Source organism: Actinacidiphila alni (genome assembly GCF_900112845.1).
Lineage (GTDB): Bacteria > Actinomycetota > Actinomycetes > Streptomycetales > Streptomycetaceae > Actinacidiphila > Actinacidiphila alni.
Map to the genome: position 1 here is coordinate 100,460 of NZ_FONG01000005.1, position 16,569 is coordinate 117,028.

Consider the following 16,569-nt stretch of genomic DNA (forward strand, 5'->3'; position numbering starts at 1 on the left):
GCGGCCCACGCCTTGATAATGCGCACACTGCCCTGACCAGCGACGATGTCGATGATTGTGACATGAAGTGATCGTTTGCGGGCGTTGTGCACCATGATCACCGCTCATCCGACTTCATGATCGTTCGTCAGGTGGTGGAGATCACAAAGGTCTTGGCGTACCCCGTGTCGCAGATCACAGACCGGGAGGCATAGGATGCAGGCGGCTCAGGCTTGTGAACTGCCTCACATAGAAGCGATCTTCGTCGTTTCGCGGGGTGGTCCGCAGGTCGGCGCCAGGTGCTCCGCCCGCCGGCGGAGACCCCCCACGCAGTCACTGGCGACTGAAAAGGAAGGAGCGGGGGACGGTGAACGCCTACGCGCCCATCCTCGTGCTGGGCGGCCTCGCGGCCGGCTTCGCGATCTTCTCCGTTGTCATGGCCTCACTTACCGGGCCGAAACGGTACAACAGGGCCAAACTGGAAGCGTACGAGTGCGGCATCGAGCCCACCCCGCAGCCCGCCGGCGGCGGCCGCTTCCCGATCAAGTACTACCTGACGGCGATGCTCTTCATCGTCTTCGACATCGAGATCGTCTTCCTCTACCCGTGGGCCGTCACCTTCGACCGCCTGGGGATGTTCGGGCTGGTGGAGATGCTCCTCTTCGTGCTCACCGTCTTCGTCGCCTACGCCTACGTCTGGCGCCGCGGCGGCCTGGAGTGGGACTAGGGACGAGGGAACACCGAGGGGACCAGGGGACCAGAGGGGACCAGGAGCCAACGCATGGGTATCGAAGAGAAACTGCCGAGCGGATTCCTGCTCACGACCGTGGAGACCGCCGCCGGCTGGGTACGTAAGGCGTCGGTCTTCCCGGCCACCTTCGGCCTCGCCTGCTGCGCCATCGAGATGATGACCGCGGGCGCCGGGCGGTACGACATGGCCCGGTTCGGCATGGAGGTCTTCCGCGGCTCGCCGCGGCAGGCGGACCTGATGATCGTGGCCGGCCGGGTCAGCCAGAAGATGGCGCCGGTGCTGCGGCAGGTCTACGACCAGATGCCGAACCCCAAGTGGGTCATCTCGATGGGCGTCTGCGCCTCCAGCGGCGGGATGTTCAACAACTACGCGATCGTGCAGGGCGTCGACCACATCGTGCCCGTCGACATCTACCTGCCCGGCTGCCCGCCGCGCCCCGAGATGCTGCTGGACGCGATCCTCAAGCTGCACGAGAAGATCCAGCACTCCAAGCTCGGCGTGAACCGCGAAGAGGCGGCCCGCGAGGCGGAGGAGGCGGCCCGCAAGGCGCTCCCGACGATCGAGATGAAGGGGCTGCTGCGGTGACCGACGCACCTCAGACTCCGGAGAACCTGCCCGATCAGCGCGACGCCGCCGGCGAGATCATCGGCGTCCGCAAGGGCATGTTCGGCGCCAACAACGGCGGCGACACCAGCGGATACGGCGGCCTGGTCCGCACCGTGCGGCTGCCCGGCGCGAGCAGCAGGCCGTACGGCGGCGTCTTCGACGAGATCGCCGACGAGCTGGAGGGCGCCCTGGAGGAGCAGGGCCTGCCGCCGGCCGACGCGATCGAGAAGACCGTCGTGGACCGCGGCGAGCTGACCTTCCACATCGCCCGCGAACACCTGGTCCGGGTGGCGAGCACCCTGCGCGACGACCCGGCGCTCCGCTTCGAGCTGTGCCTCGGCGTCAGCGGTGTGCACTACCCCGGTGACACCGGCCGCGAGCTGCACGCCGTCTACCACCTGCGGTCGGTCACCCACTCCCGGCTGATCCGCCTGGAGGTCAGCGTCCCCGACGCCGACCCGCACATCCCCTCGGTCGTCTCCGTCTACCCGACGAACGACTGGCACGAGCGCGAGACGTACGACTTCTTCGGCATCGTCTTCGACGGCCACCCCGCGCTCACCCGGATCATGATGCCGGACGACTGGCCCGGCCACCCGCAGCGCAAGGACTACCCGCTCGGCGGCATCCCCGTCGAGTACAAGGGCGCCCAGATCCCGGCTCCCGACCAGCGGAGGTCGTACAGCTGATGAGCACGCACCACGCACCCCAGCAGGCCGAGGAGCGCGAGACCACCGAGGGCCGGGTCTTCACGGTCACCGGCGGCGACTGGGACGAGCTGGCCGAGAGCGTCGGCAAGGCCGACGACGAGCGCATCATCGTCAACATGGGCCCGCAGCACCCGTCCACCCACGGTGTGCTCCGGCTGATGCTGGAGATCGACGGCGAGACGGTCACCGAGGCCAGGTCCGGGATCGGCTACCTGCACACCGGCATCGAGAAGAACATGGAGTTCCGGACGTGGACCCAGGGGTCCACCTTCGTGACGCGCATGGACTACCTGACGCCGCTGTTCAACGAGACGGCGTACTGCCTGGCCGTCGAGAAGCTGCTCGGCATCACCGACCAGGTCCCGCAGCGCGCCACCGACATCCGTGTGCTCATGATGGAGCTGAACCGGATCGCGTCCCACCTGGTCTGCATCGCCACCGGCGGCATGGAGCTGGGTGCGACCACGATCATGATCTACGGCTTCCGCGACCGCGAGTACATCCTCGACATCTTCGAGCTGATCACCGGCCTGCGGATGAACCACGCGTACGTCCGCGTCGGCGGCCTCGCGCAGGATCTGCCGCCCGGCGCGATCGACCTGGTCAGGGAGTTCGTCAAGACCTTCCGGAAGAACCTGCCGGAGTACGACAAACTCGCCACCGGCAACCCGATCTTCAAGGGCCGCATGCAGGACGTCGGTTACCTGGACCTGGCCGGGTGCATGGCGCTCGGCGCCACAGGACCGATTCTGCGCGCCGCCGGACTCCCGCACGACCTGCGCAAGTCCGACCCGTACTGCGGTTACGAGAACTACGACTTCGAGGTGCCCACCGAGGACACCTGCGACTCCTACGGCCGCTTCCGGGTCCGCCTGGAGGAGATGCACCAGAGCCTGCGGATCGTCGAGCAGGTGCTGGACCGGCTCGCGCCGGGCCCGGTGATGGTCGAGGACAAGAAGATCGCCTGGCCCGCGCAGCTCGCCCTCGGCCCCGACGGCATGGGCAACTCGCTGGACCACATCAAGAAGATCATGGGCACCTCGATGGAGTCCCTGATCCACCACTTCAAGCTGGTGACCGAGGGCTTCCGGGTCCCGGCAGGACAGTCCTACGCGGCGATCGAGTCGGCCAAGGGCGAACTGGGGGTGCACGCGGTCAGCGACGGCGGCACCCGACCGTTCCGGGTGCACTTCCGGGACCCGTCCTTCACCAATCTCCAGACCATGGCGGCGATGTGCGAGGGCGGCCAGGTCGCCGACGTCATCGTCGCGGTGGCGTCCATCGACCCCGTGATGGGAGGCGTCGACCGATGACAGACATGGCCATGGGTGCCACCGCAGGAGTCTCGCTCGGCATCCCGCAGCTGCCCGCCCCGGACTTCCCGGCCGACGCCCGCGCCCGGCTGGAGGCCGACGCCAAGGAAGTGATCGCCCGCTACCCCGGATCGCGCAGCGCCCTGCTGCCGCTGCTGCACCTGGTGCAGTCCGAGGAGGGGTACGTCTCCAGGACCGGCATCCGCTTCTGCGCGGAGATGCTGGACCTGACGACGGCCGAGGTCACCGCGGTCGCGACCTTCTACACCATGTACCGGCGGCAGCCGTCCGGCGACTACCAGGTCGGCGTCTGCACCAACACGCTGTGCGCGGTCATGGGCGGCGACCAGATCTTCGACGAGCTGAAGCAGCACCTCGGCGTCGGCAACGACGAGACGACCGAGGACGGCAAGGTCACGCTGGAGCACATCGAGTGCAACGCGGCCTGCGACTTCGCTCCCGTGGTGATGATCAACTGGGAGTTCTTCGACAACCAGACGCCGGAGTCCGCCAAGCAGTTGGTGGACGACCTGATCGCCGGCCGCGAGGTGCGCCCGACCCGCGGCGCCCCGCTGTGCACGTACAAGGAGACCGCCCGCATCCTGGCCGGCTTCCCCGACGAGCGCCCCGGCGCCGTCGAGGCGAGCGGCGGCGCGGGCCCCGCCTCGCTGGCGGGCCTGCGGCTGCACAAGGGCGAGGCGCCCTCCCGGGTGGTCGGCCAGCGCGGCGGCTCCGCCGCCGACTTCGGCGACCAGGCCCCGACGCCGAGCGGCACCCCGTCGCCCGCCGAGCACCCCAGCTCGCACGACGCGCCCAGCCGCACCGCCGAGTCGGACCCGGCGCACCCGGCCGACCCGGTGGCCGACAACGCCAACCAGGAGGAGGGCGAGTGATGACCGTGGACTCGGCGGAGAAGCTGCTCGCGCCGGTGCTGTCGGCGCACTGGGACGAAGCGGAGTCCTGGACGCTGGCCAGCTACCGCAGGCACGACGGCTACCAGGGCATGGCCAAGGCCCTGGCGATGGCGCAGGACGACGTCATCGCGTACGTGAAGGACTCCGGGCTGCGCGGGCGCGGCGGCGCCGGCTTCCCGACCGGCATGAAGTGGCAGTTCATCCCGCAGGGCGACGGCAAGCCGCACTACCTCGTGGTCAACGCGGACGAGTCGGAGCCGGGCACCTGCAAGGACATCCCGCTGCTCTTCGCCAACCCGCACTCCCTCATCGAGGGCATGATCATCGCCTGTTACGCGATCCGCTCCAACCACGCCTTCATCTACCTGCGCGGCGAGACCGTCCCCGTCCTGCGCCGGCTGCACGAGGCCGTCCGCGAGGCGTACGAGGCCGGCTACCTCGGCAAGGACATCCAGGGCAGCGGCTTCGACCTGGAGCTGACCGTGCACGCGGGCGCCGGCGCGTACATCTGCGGTGAGGAGACCGCGCTGCTCGACTCGCTGGAAGGACGCCGCGGCCAGCCCCGGCTGCGCCCGCCCTTCCCGGCCGTCGAGGGCCTGTACGCGTGTCCCACCGTGGTGAACAACGTGGAGTCGATCGCGTCGGTTCCCGCGATCATGAACCGCGGCAAGGACTGGTTCAAGTCGATGGGCAGCGAGAAGTCCCCGGGCTTCACGCTCTACTCGCTGTCCGGACACGTCGCCCGTCCCGGCCAGTACGAGGCGCCGCTGGGCATCACGCTGCGGCAGCTGCTCGACCTCGGCGGCGGCATGCGCCCGGGGCACCGGCTGAAGTTCTGGACGCCGGGCGGCTCCTCCACCCCGATGTTCACCGACGAGCAGCTGGACGTCCCGCTGGACTACGAGGGCGTCGGCGCCGCCGGATCGATGCTCGGCACCAAGGCGCTCCAGTGCTTCGACGAGACCACCTGCGTGGTGCGGGCGGTCACCCGCTGGACCGAGTTCTACGCGCACGAGTCGTGCGGCAAGTGCACGCCGTGCCGTGAAGGCACCTACTGGCTGGTCCAGTTGCTGCGCGACATCGAGGCAGGTAAGGGCCGCCCCGAGGACCTGGACAAGCTCAACGACATCGCCGACAACATCAACGGCAAGTCCTTCTGCGCACTCGGCGACGGCGCCGCCGCCCCGATCTTCTCCTCCCTGAAGCACTTCCGCGCGGAGTACGAGGAGCACATCGAGCGCGGGGGCTGCCCCTTCGACCCGGCCCGCTCCACCGCCTGGGCCGACACGTCCCGTACGGAGGCCCACGCGTGACCGTCACTACCAACGCAGCCTCCGCAGGGGGCGGTTCCGCGGTCCCGCCCGAGGACCTGATCACCGTGCGGATCGACGGCATCCCGGTGTCCGTCCCCAAGGGGACGCTGGTCATCAGGGCCGCCGAACTGCTCGGCATCGAGATCCCGCGGTTCTGCGACCACCCGCTGCTCGACCCGGTCGGCGCCTGCCGCCAGTGCATCGTGGAGATCGAGGGCCAGCGCAAGCCGGTCGCGTCCTGCACGATCACCTGCACCGACGGCATGGTGATCAGCACCCAGCTCTCCTCACCGGTGGCGCAGAAGGCGCAGCGCGGTGTGATGGAGCTGCTGCTGATCAACCACCCGCTGGACTGCCCGGTCTGCGACAAGGGCGGCGAGTGCCCGCTGCAGAACCAGGCGATGGCGGTCGGCGACCCCGACACCCGCTTCGAGGGCAAGAAGCGCACGTACGAGAAGCCGGTACCGATCTCCACCCAGGTGCTGCTGGACCGTGAGCGGTGCGTGCTGTGTGCGCGCTGCACCCGCTTCAGCAACCAGGTGGCGGGCGACCCGATGATCGAGCTGCTGGAACGCGGCGCCCTCCAGCAGGTCGGCACCGGCACCGGCGACCCCTTCGAGTCGTACTTCTCCGGCAACACCATCCAGATCTGCCCGGTCGGCGCGCTCACCTCGGCCGCGTACCGCTTCCGCTCCCGGCCGTTCGACCTGGTGTCGTCGCCGTCGGTGTGCGAGCACTGCGCGGGCGGCTGCGCCACCCGCACCGACCACCGGCGCGGCAAGGTCATGCGGCGGATGGCCGCCGACGACCCGCAGGTCAACGAGGAGTGGATCTGCGACAAGGGCCGCTTCGGCTTCCGCTACGCGCAGCGCCCCGACCGGCTGACCCACCCGCTGGTCCGCAACGCCGACGGCGAACTCGTCCCGGCCTCCTGGCCGGAGGCGCTGGCCGCCGCCGCGGCCGGGCTGACCGCGGCGCACGGCCGGGCCGCGGTACTGACCGGCGGCCGGCTCACCGTCGAGGACTCCTACGCGTACGCGAAGTTCGCCCGCGTCGTCCTCGGCACCAATGACGTGGACTTCAGGGCCCGTCCGCACTCCGCCGAGGAGGCCGACTTCCTGGCCGCCACGGTCGCCGGGCGCGGCCTGGACCTGTCCGGCACGGGCCTGACGTACACCGAGCTGGAGAAGGCACCGGCCGTCCTGCTGGCCGGACTTGAGGCCGAGGAGGAGGCCCCCGGGGTCTTCCTGCGGCTGCGCAAGGCCCACCGCAAGCGCAAGCAGCAGACGTACGCGCTGGCCACGCACGCCACCCGCGGTCTGGAGAAGGCGGGCGGCATCCTGCTGCCGGCCGCGCCCGGCACCGAACCGGAGTGGCTGGACGCGCTGGCCGGCCGGATCGGGCTGGACGAGGCCGGGGTGGCCGCCGCCGAGGCGCTGCGCGCCGAGGGCGCGGTCATCGTGGTCGGCGAGCGGCTCGCGACCGTGCCCGGCGCCCTGACCGCCGCGGTCCGGCTGGCCACCGCCACCGGCGCCACCCTGGCGTGGATCCCGCGCCGGGCCGGTGAGCGCGGCGCCGTCGAGGCGGGCGCCCTGCCGGGCCTGCTGCCCGGCGGCCGTCCGGTCACCGACCCGCGGGCCCGCGCCGAGGTCGCCTCGGTGTGGGGGCTGCCGGAGCTGCCGCACCGCTTCGGCCGCGACACCGGCCAGATCGTCGAGGCCGCCGCCGCGGGCGAACTGGCCGCGCTGGTCGTCGGCGGTGTCGAGGTCGCGGACCTGCCGGACCCGGCCCGCGCCCGCCGGGCACTGGACGAGGTCGGCTTCCTGGTCAGCCTGGAGCAGCGGCCCAGCGAGGTCACCGACCGCGCCGATGTGGTGCTGCCGGTCGCCGCGGTCGCCGAGAAGAGCGGCACCTTCCTCAACTGGGAAGGCCGCGCCCGGATGTTCGAGGCGGCGATCAAGCCCGACCAGGCCGTCACCCGGCACCAGCTGCCCGACGCCCGCGTCCTGACGATGCTCGCCGACGCGCTCGACGTCCGCCTCGGCCTGTCCGACGTGCGCGGCGCCCGCGCCGAACTGGACCGGCTGGCCGGCTGGGACGGCCCGTACGGCTCCGCCCCGCTGGAGAGCGCGGCGCCGCTGCCGCGCCCCGAGCCGGGGCAGGCGCTGCTCGCCGGACACCGGCTGCTGCTGGACCAGGGCCGGCTCCAGGACGGCGACGACGCGCTGGCCGGCACCCGGCACGCGGCCGTCGCCCGGCTGTCGGCCGCGACCGCCGCCGAGGCCGGCGCCGCCGACGGCGATCTGCTGACGGTGACCGGGCCCGCGGGCACGGTCGCGCTGCCGCTGGTGGTCACCGCGATGCCCGACCGGGTGGTGTGGCTGCCGCTCAACTCGGCCGGCGGCGGTGTCGCCTCCGACACCGGTGCCCGACCCGGCCAGGTCGTCTCCGTCGGCGCTGCCGCCGAGGTCACGGAAGAGGAAGGTCCGCGATGAGCGCGCCCATGACCCAGCTCGCCGCCACGACAGAGGACCTGTCGATGTTCGGCAACGACACCTGGTGGCTGATCCTGGTCAAGGCGGTGTTCTGCTTCGCCTTCGCGATGCTCACCGTGCTGGTCGCCATCGTGTGGGAGCGCAAGGTCGTCGCCTGGATGCAGCTGCGCATCGGCCCCAACCGGCACGGCCCCTGGGGCATGCTCCAGTCGCTCGCCGACGGTGTGAAGCTGATGCTCAAGGAAGACATCATCGTCAAGCGGGCCGACAAGGTGGTGTTCATCCTCGCGCCCATCGTGGCGGCGATCCCGGCCTTCATGGCCTTCGCGGTGATCCCCTTCGGCCCCGCCGACAACGAGGTGTCGATCTTCGGGCAGCGCACGGCACTCCAGCTCACCGACCTGCCGATCGGCCTGCTGTTCATCCTGGCCACCGCGTCGGTCGGCATCTACGGCATCGTGCTCGCGGGCTGGTCGTCCGGCTCCACCTACCCGCTGCTCGGCGGCCTGCGCGCGTCCGCGCAGATGATCTCGTACGAGATCGCGATGGGCCTGTCCTTCGCGGCGGTCTTCCTCTACTCCGGCTCGATGTCGACGTCGACGATCGTCGAGGCGCAGCACGACCGCTGGTACGCGATCCTGCTGCCGGTCTCGCTGATCATCTACATCATCGCGATGGTCGGCGAGACCAACCGCGCCCCGTTCGACATGCCGGAGTCCGAGGGCGACCTCGTCGGCGGCTTCAACACCGAGTACAGCTCGATCAAGTTCGCGCTGTTCATGCTCGCCGAGTACGTGAACATGGTGACGGTCTCCGCGGTCGCGACGACCCTCTTCCTCGGCGGCTGGCGGGCCCCCTGGCCGATCAGCACCTTCTGGGAGGGCGCGAACCACGGCTGGTGGCCGATGCTCTGGTTCATCGTCAAGGTCCAGCTGCTGCTGTTCTTCTTCATCTGGCTGCGCGGCACCCTGCCCCGGGTCCGCTACGACCAGTTCATGAAGCTCGGCTGGAAGGTGCTCATCCCGGTCTCGATGGTCTGGCTGATGCTGGTGGCCGCCGTTCGCGCGATGCGCAACGAGGACTACAGCTTCACCAAGATCGTGCTCTACATCGGCGGGGTGGTGATCGCCCTGCTGCTGATCTCGCTCATCGCGGACATCTTCCGGGACCGCGAGGAGAAGAAGACCGCGCAGGGCGGTGGGGGCACCCCCGGCCGAAGGCTGGGGGAGGCGCCACCGGACCGGTTCGACCCGATGGCCGGCGGCTACCCCGTACCGCCGTTGCCGGGACAGCAGGCGCAGCGGGTGCCGCGGCGGCCCAGCCGGGCGCAGCCACAACTCGTGGGAGCCGCCGGCTCCGACACCGCGGACAGTGAGCAGGAGAAGACGGAGGACGGCGATGCCTGAGTTCCTCGGCCCGGTCGCAGGCTTCGGCGTGACCTTCAAGGCCATGTTCAAGAAGCGGCTGACCGAGCAGTACCCCGAGTACAAGAAGCCCACCGCCCCGCGTTTCCACGGCCGCCACCAGCTCAACCGGCACCCGGACGGCCTGGAGAAGTGCGTCGGCTGCGAGCTGTGCGCGTGGGCCTGCCCGGCGGACGCGATCTACGTGGAGGGCGCGGACAACACCGAGGAGGAGCGCTACTCCCCGGGCGAGCGCTACGGCCGCGTCTACCAGATCAACTACGCCCGCTGCATCCTGTGCGGCCTGTGCATCGAGGCGTGCCCGACGCGCGCGCTGACGATGACCAACGAGTACGAACTGGCCGACCGGACCCGCGAGTCGCTGATCTTCACCAAGGAGCAGCTGCTGGCCGGCCTGGAGGAGGGCATGGTCGAGTCCCCGCACTCGATCTTCCCCGGCATGGACGAGGGCGACTACTACCGCGGCGCGGTCACCGAGGCCGCGCCCGGCACCGTACGGCAGGTCGCCGTCTCCAAGGGCGAGAAGCCGGACGAGAACGTCGAGCCGACCGCGGACGGCGGCGCCCCGGACTTCGGTACGGAGACGGCGTCCGCGCCCGGCGGCGGCACTCCCGCGGGAACGGGGGCGGAGGCATGATGCAGCTCGCCGCCGCCGCGACCCAGACCTCCACCGGTGAGGCCGTCCAGTTCTGGATCCTCGGCACCGTCGCCGTGCTCGGCGCGCTCGGCACCGTCCTGATGAAGAAGTCGGTGCACAGCGCGCTGTCGCTGGCCGGGACGATGATCGTGCTCGCGATCTTCTACCTGGCGCAGGGCGCGTATTTCCTGGGCATCGTGCAGATCGTCGTCTACACAGGCGCGATCATGATGCTCTTCCTCTTCGTCGTCATGCTGGTCGGCATCACCGCCGCCGACTCGCTGAAGGAGACGCTCAAGGGCCAGCGCTGGCTGGCCGCCGCCTGCGGGCTCGGCTTCGGCATCCTGCTGATCGCCGGGATCGGCAACGCCTCGCTCGACACCTTCGCCGGCACCGGCCAGGCCAACTCGGCGGGCAATGTGCCGGGTCTGGCCCGGCTGATCTTCACCAAGTACGTGTGGTCCTTCGAGATCACCGGCGCGCTGCTGATCACCGCGGCCATCGGCGCGATGGTCCTCACGCACCGCGAGCGCACCGAACGGCGCAGCACCCAGCGGGAGCTGTCCGAGGCGCGCGTGCGCGAGGGCGTGCACGTCGCGCCGCTGCCCGCGCCCGGCACGTACGCCCGGCACAACGCGGTGGACGTGCCCGCGCTGCTGCCCGACGGCTCGATCGCCGAGAAGTCGGTGTTCGGCACGCTGCGCGGCCGCGGCCAGATCCGTGACGTGTCCGCGGACGCGCTGGAGCGGCTGGCCGCGCTGGAGCAGCGCTCCGAGGAGTGGCTGGAGCGCGACCCCGACCGGGTCGAGCCGGTGCGGCTCGCGCAGGGTCCCGGCGGCGACCGGGCCGGCCGCGAGGAGCGGACCGAGCGCGAGTCCGGCCGGGAGCACGAATCCGAGCGGGCCGAGGAAGGTGCCAAGTGAATCCGGCCAACTACCTGTACCTGTCGGCGCTGCTGTTCACCATCGGCGCGGCGGGCGTACTGATCCGGCGCAACGCGATCGTGGTCTTCATGTGCGTCGAGCTGATGCTGAACGCCTGCAATCTGGCGTTCGTCACCTTCTCGCGGCTGCACGGCAACCTCGACGGCCAGGTGATCGCGTTCTTCACGATGGTCGTGGCCGCCGCGGAGGTCGTGGTGGGCCTGGCGATCATCGTGTCGATCTTCCGCTCCCGCCACTCGGCCTCGGTCGACGACGCCAATCTCATGAAGCTGTAGAGGGGCTGCGACAGTGGAGAACCTGATCGGACTGCTGGTCGCGTCGCCGCTGCTGGGCGCGGGCATCCTGCTGACCGGAGGCAAGCGGCTCGACCGCGTCGGCCACTGGCTCGGCACGCTGCTCGCCCTGGTGTCGTTCGCGCTCGGCGTGGCCCTGTTCGCGAACATGCTCGGCAAGGACGCCGACGACCGCGGCCTGCACTCGCACCTGTTCACCTGGGTGCCGGTCGGCGGCTTCCGTGCCGACGTCGGCTTCCAGCTCGACCAGTTGTCGATGACGTTCGTGCTGCTGATCACCGGTGTGGGCACGCTGATCCACATCTACTCGATCGGCTACATGGAGCACGACGAGCGCCGCCGCCGCTTCTTCGGCTACCTCAACCTGTTCCTGGCGGCGATGCTGCTGCTGGTGCTCGCCGACAACTACTTCCTGCTGTACGCCGGTTGGGAGGGCGTCGGCCTCGCCTCGTACCTGCTGATCGGCTTCTGGCAGCACAAGCCGAGCGCGGCGACCGCGGCGAAGAAGGCGTTCCTGGTCAACCGGGTCGGCGACATCGGCCTGTCGGTGGGCATCATGCTGATGTTCACCACCTTCGGCTCGTTCGCCTTCGCGGACATCCTGCCGAAGGCGCAGGAGGCGTCGACCACCCAGCACGCCACCGTCACCGGTATCGGCTTCATGCTGCTGCTGGCCGCCTGCGGCAAGTCGGCCCAGGTGCCGCTGCAGTCCTGGCTCGGCGACGCGATGGAGGGCCCGACCCCGGTCTCGGCCCTGATCCACGCCGCCACCATGGTGACCGCGGGCGTCTACCTGATCACCCGCTCCGGCGCGATCTTCAACGCGGCGCCGGACGCGCAGACGGCCGTGGTCACGGTCGGCGCGGTCACGCTGCTGTTCGGTGCGATCGTCGGTTGCGCGAAGGACGACATCAAGAAGGCGCTCGCTGGTTCGACGATGTCGCAGATCGGCTACATGATCATGGCGGCCGGGCTCGGCCCGATCGGCTACGTCTTCGCGATCATGCACCTGGTGACGCACGGCTTCTTCAAGGCCGGCCTCTTCCTCGGCGCCGGTTCCGTGATGCACGGCATGAACGACGAGGTCGACATGCGGCGTTACGGCGGCCTGCGCAAGTACATGCCGGTCACCTTCGTCACCTTCGGCCTCGGCTACCTGGCGATCATCGGCTTCCCGGGCCTGTCCGGCTTCTTCTCCAAGGACAAGATCATCGAGGCTGCCTTCGCCAAGGGCGGCACCGAGGGCTGGATCCTCGGCTGCTGCGCCCTGCTGGGCGCCGCGATCACCGCCTTCTACATGACGCGCGTGATGATCATGACGTTCTTCGGCGAGAAGCGGTGGGTGCCGGACGCCGATGGCCACGAGCCGCACCCGCACGAGTCGCCGTCGTCCATGACGATCCCCATGATCATCCTGGCGTTCGGCTCGGTGCTCGCCGGTGGCCTGTTCAGCATCAACTCCTCCTTCGTGAAGTGGCTGGAGCCGGTCACCGGGCACAGCGAGGGCGACTCGCCGGTCAGCGCCGGCACCGTCACCGCGGGCACGATGGTCGCGCTGGTCATCGGCGTCGGCATCGCCTGGGCGATGTACGCGCGCCGCTCGGTCCCCGCGGTCGCGCCGCGCGGCTCGCTCCTGACCCGGGCGGCCCGCCGCGACCTGCTCCAGGACGACTTCAACCACGTCGTCCTCGTCCGCGGCGGCGAGCACCTCACCCGCTCGCTGGTCTACCTCGACCACTCCCTGGTCGACGGCGTCGTCAACGGCACGGCCGCCTCGGTCGGCGGCCTGTCCGGCCGCCTCCGCAAGCTGCAGAACGGCTACGTACGGTCGTACGCCGTCTCGATGCTCGGCGGCTCAGCGGTGCTCGTCGCCGCGACTCTTCTGATGAGGGCGGTCTGATAGCTGATGTCGTTTCCTCTGCTCACAGTGACGGCCGCGGTCCCCGCGGTCGGCGCCGTCGTCACCGCGGCGGTCCCCGCCGCGAAACGGAGTGCCGCCAAGTACACGGCGCTGCTGTTCTCGGTGGCCACGCTGGTGCTCGCGATCGTCGCCCTGGTCCGTTTCGACCCGGACGGCGACCGCTACCAGCTCACCGAATCGCACGCCTGGATCAAGGACTTCGGGCTCCGCTACGACCTCGGCGTGGACGGCATCGGCGTCACGCTGGTCGCCCTGACCGCGCTGCTGATTCCCTTCGTGATGCTGGCCGGCTGGCACGACGCCGACCCCCTGGAAGACGTCAACCCCAACCGGCGGTGGCGCCCGACGCAGGGCTTCTTCGCGCTGATCCTGCTGGTCGAGGCGATGGTGGTGCTCTCCTTCGAGGCCACCGACGTCTTTCTCTTCTACATCTTCTTCGAAGCCATGCTGATCCCGATGTACTTCCTCATCGGCGGCTTCGGCGACCGGGCGCACGCGGCCGGTGAGGAGGAGGCGGCCCGGCAGCGGTCGTACGCGGCGGTCAAATTCCTGCTCTACAACCTGGCCGGCGGTCTGATCATGCTGGCCGCGGTGATCGGCCTCTACGCGGTCACCGCCAAGCAGCTCGGCCAGGGCACCTTCTCGCTCCAGGAGATCCTGGCGGCGCGCGGCTCGGGCAAGCTGCACATCGAGACGTCCACCGAACGCTGGCTGTTCCTCGGCTTCTTCTTCGCCTTCGCGGTGAAGGCGCCGCTGTGGCCGCTGCACACCTGGCTGCCGAACGCGATGGGCGAGTCCACCGCGCCGGTCGCCGTACTGATCACGGCGGTCGTCGACAAGGTCGGCACCTTCGCGATGCTGCGCTACTGCCTCCAGCTCTTCCCGGAGGCGTCCAAGTGGGCGACGCCGACGATCCTGGTGCTCGCGCTGATCGGCGTCATCTACGGCGCGCTGCTGGCCGTCGGCCAGCGGGACATCAAGCGGCTGATCGCGTACGCGTCGATCTCGCACTTCGGCTTCATCATCCTGGGCATCTTCGCGATGACCAGCCAGGGCCAGAGCGGCGCGGCGCTGTACATGATCAACCACGGCATCTCGACGGCCGCGCTGATGCTGGTCGCCGGCTTCCTGATCACCCGGCGCGGCTCGCGCCTGATCGCCGACTTCGGCGGGGTGCAGAAGGTGGCGCCGGTGCTGGCCGGGACCTTCCTGATCGGCGGTCTGGCCACCCTGTCGCTGCCGGGCCTGGCGCCCTTCGTCAGTGAATTCCTGGTGCTGGTCGGCACGTTCACCCGCTACCCGGTGATCGGCATCGTCGCCACCCTGGGCATCGTGCTGGCCGCGCTGTACGTGCTGGTGCTCTACCAGCGCACGATGACCGGCCCGGTCAAGGCCGGGATCGAGGGCATGTCCGACCTGAAGGTCCGCGAACTGGTCGTGGTGGCACCGCTGATCGCGCTGCTGCTCTTCCTCGGCGTGTACCCGAAGCCGGTGACCGACATCCTCAACCCGTCGGTCAAGCACACGCTCTCCGACGTGCACAAGACCGATCCCAAGCCCGCGCTGGAGGCGAAGAAGTGAGCGCAGCAGACAAGGGAGCCGCAGGCGTGGGCGCCGTCCACAGCCTGTGGACGACCGCGGCGCCGGTCGCCGACAAGATCCCGGCACCGCACATCGAGTACGCCCAGCTCTCACCGGTGCTGATCGTCTTCGGTGTGGCGATGGTGGGCATCCTGTTGGAGGCGTTCCTGCCGCGCCGCTCCCGCTACACCGCGCAGCTCGTGCTCTCCGTGGTCGGCCTGGCGGCGGCCTTCGCCGCCGTGGTCGCGCTCGCCGAGAAGGGCTACGGCACCACCAAGGCGCATGTCGCCGCGATGGGCGCCGTCGCCGTGGACGGCCCCGCGCTCTTCCTCCAGGGCACGATCCTGCTGGTCGCGCTGGTCGCCGTCTTCACCTTCGCCGAGCGGCGCCTGGACCCCAAGGCGCACGGCAATCACGTCGACTCCTTCGCGGCGCAGGGCTCGGCCGTACCCGGCGGCGACCAGGAGAAGGCCGCGGTCCGGGCCGGCTTCACCACCACCGAGGTCTTCCCGCTGCTGCTCTTCGCGGTCGGCGGCATGCTGGTCTTCCCGGCCGCGAACGACCTGCTGACGCTCTTCGTCGCCCTTGAGGTCTTCTCGCTGCCGCTGTACATCCTGTGCGCGCTGGCCCGCCGCAACCGCCTGATGTCGCAGGAAGCCGCCGTCAAGTACTTCCTGCTCGGCGCCTTCTCCTCGGCCTTCCTGCTCTTCGGGATCGCCCTGCTCTACGGCTACTCCGGCACCGTCACCTACGGCGGGATCTCGTCGGTCATCGACGGCACCGCCCCGATGACCCCGGCACTCGCGGACTCCACCGGCAACGACGCGCTGCTGCTGATCGGTGTCGCCATGGTCGCGATGGGCCTGCTGTTCAAGGTCGGCGCCGTGCCGTTCCACATGTGGACCCCGGACGTCTACCAGGGCGCGCCCACCCCGGTCACCGGCTTCATGGCCGCCGCGACCAAGGTGGCCGCCTTCGGCGCGCTGCTGCGGCTGCTGTACGTGGTGCTGCCGGGCATGCGCTGGGACTGGCGCCCGGTCATGTGGGGCGTCGCGATCCTCACGATGCTGGTCGGCGCGATCATCGCCGTGACGCAGACCGATGTGAAGCGGCTGCTGGCGTACTCGTCCGTCGCGCACGCCGGCTTCATCCTCGCCGGTGTCATCGCGACCACTCCGGACGGCGTCTCGTCGGTGCTGTTCTACCTGGGCGCGTACTCCTTCGTGACGCTCGGCGCCTTCGCGGTCGTCACGCTGGTGCGCGACGCGAGCGGCGAGGCCACGCACCTGTCGCGGTGGGCCGGGCTCGGCCGCCGCTCCCCGCTGGTGGCCGCGGTCTTCGCGGTCTTCCTGCTGGCCTTCGCGGGCATCCCGCTGACGTCCGGTTTCGCGGGGAAGTTCGCGGTCTTCAAGGCCGCGGCGCAGGGCGGGGCGATGCCGCTGGTCATCGTCGGTGTGATCTCGTCGGCGATCGCGGCGTTCTTCTACATCCGGGTGATCGTGCTGATGTTCTTCAGCGAGCCGAAGCCGGACGGCCCGTCGGTCGCCGTGCCGAGCCCGCTGACGTCGACCGCGATCGCGATCGGTGTGGCGGTGACGCTGGTGCTGGGGCTCGCGCCGCAGTACTTCCTGGATCTGGCGGACAAGGCGGGCGTGTTCGTCCGCTGACGCTTTTCCTGAACAGCCCCC

14 protein-coding genes are annotated in these 16,569 nt (G+C 70.0%); all 14 read left to right on the top strand.

All coding sequences use genetic code 11. From position 1 onward, the window contains the following. Positions 1–346: 346 nt before the first annotated feature. Genes BM076_RS10235 through nuoN form a run of 14 tightly spaced genes read left to right on the top strand, consistent with a single transcriptional unit; the run spans position 347 to position 16,548 of the window. On the top strand, positions 347–706 hold the full coding sequence (locus BM076_RS10235; protein ID WP_093713128.1) for an NADH-quinone oxidoreductase subunit A: 360 nt from the start codon (positions 347–349) through the stop codon (positions 704–706). Positions 707–760: 54 nt separating this feature from the next. Further along, complete coding sequence (locus tag BM076_RS10240; RefSeq protein WP_093713129.1) at positions 761–1,315, top strand: NuoB/complex I 20 kDa subunit family protein; 555 nt, start codon at positions 761–763, stop codon at positions 1,313–1,315. Continuing rightward, positions 1,312–2,025, top strand: coding sequence for an NADH-quinone oxidoreductase subunit C (locus BM076_RS10245; protein WP_093713130.1), 714 nt, complete (start codon positions 1,312–1,314; stop codon positions 2,023–2,025). The genes BM076_RS10240 and BM076_RS10245 overlap by 4 nt, the downstream gene beginning before the upstream one ends. Beyond that, positions 2,025–3,359, top strand: a complete 1,335-nt coding sequence (locus tag BM076_RS10250) for an NADH-quinone oxidoreductase subunit D (protein WP_093713131.1) — start codon at positions 2,025–2,027, stop codon at positions 3,357–3,359. The genes BM076_RS10245 and BM076_RS10250 overlap by 1 nt, the downstream gene beginning before the upstream one ends. A 5-nt stretch (positions 3,360–3,364) precedes the next feature. After that, on the top strand, positions 3,365–4,252 hold the full coding sequence (gene nuoE, locus BM076_RS10255) for an NADH-quinone oxidoreductase subunit NuoE (protein ID WP_093713132.1): 888 nt from the start codon (positions 3,365–3,367) through the stop codon (positions 4,250–4,252). Further along, entirely contained in the window at positions 4,252–5,586 is a 1,335-nt protein-coding gene (gene nuoF / locus BM076_RS10260; RefSeq protein ID WP_093713133.1) for an NADH-quinone oxidoreductase subunit NuoF, read from the top strand. Before nuoE ends, nuoF begins: the two co-directional genes overlap by 1 nt. Next, positions 5,583–8,081: an NADH-quinone oxidoreductase subunit G gene (locus BM076_RS10265; protein WP_093713134.1), complete on the top strand. Its 2,499-nt coding sequence runs from the start codon at positions 5,583–5,585 to the stop codon at positions 8,079–8,081. Before nuoF ends, BM076_RS10265 begins: the two co-directional genes overlap by 4 nt. Next, positions 8,078–9,487: an NADH-quinone oxidoreductase subunit NuoH gene (nuoH, locus tag BM076_RS10270; RefSeq protein ID WP_245795945.1), complete on the top strand. Its 1,410-nt coding sequence runs from the start codon at positions 8,078–8,080 to the stop codon at positions 9,485–9,487. Before BM076_RS10265 ends, nuoH begins: the two co-directional genes overlap by 4 nt. Next, entirely contained in the window at positions 9,480–10,142 is a 663-nt protein-coding gene (gene nuoI, locus BM076_RS10275; RefSeq protein WP_245795947.1) for an NADH-quinone oxidoreductase subunit NuoI, read from the top strand. Before nuoH ends, nuoI begins: the two co-directional genes overlap by 8 nt. Continuing rightward, positions 10,139–11,065, top strand: a complete 927-nt coding sequence (locus BM076_RS10280; RefSeq protein WP_093713135.1) for an NADH-quinone oxidoreductase subunit J — start codon at positions 10,139–10,141, stop codon at positions 11,063–11,065. Before nuoI ends, BM076_RS10280 begins: the two co-directional genes overlap by 4 nt. Beyond that, entirely contained in the window at positions 11,062–11,361 is a 300-nt protein-coding gene (gene nuoK / locus BM076_RS10285; protein ID WP_033177728.1) for an NADH-quinone oxidoreductase subunit NuoK, read from the top strand. Before BM076_RS10280 ends, nuoK begins: the two co-directional genes overlap by 4 nt. A gap of 13 nt (positions 11,362–11,374) precedes the next feature. Then, positions 11,375–13,279 (top strand): NADH-quinone oxidoreductase subunit L, encoded by a 1,905-nt coding sequence (gene nuoL, locus BM076_RS10290; RefSeq protein WP_093713136.1) that lies wholly within the window; start codon positions 11,375–11,377, stop codon positions 13,277–13,279. A gap of 6 nt (positions 13,280–13,285) precedes the next feature. Beyond that, on the top strand, positions 13,286–14,881 hold the full coding sequence (locus BM076_RS10295) for an NADH-quinone oxidoreductase subunit M (RefSeq protein WP_093713137.1): 1,596 nt from the start codon (positions 13,286–13,288) through the stop codon (positions 14,879–14,881). A 26-nt stretch (positions 14,882–14,907) separates the two neighbouring features. Beyond that, a complete protein-coding gene (nuoN, locus tag BM076_RS10300) occupies positions 14,908–16,548 on the top strand; it encodes an NADH-quinone oxidoreductase subunit NuoN (RefSeq protein ID WP_093713138.1) in 1,641 nt (546 codons plus the stop codon). The last annotated feature ends 21 nt before the right edge of the window (positions 16,549–16,569 follow it).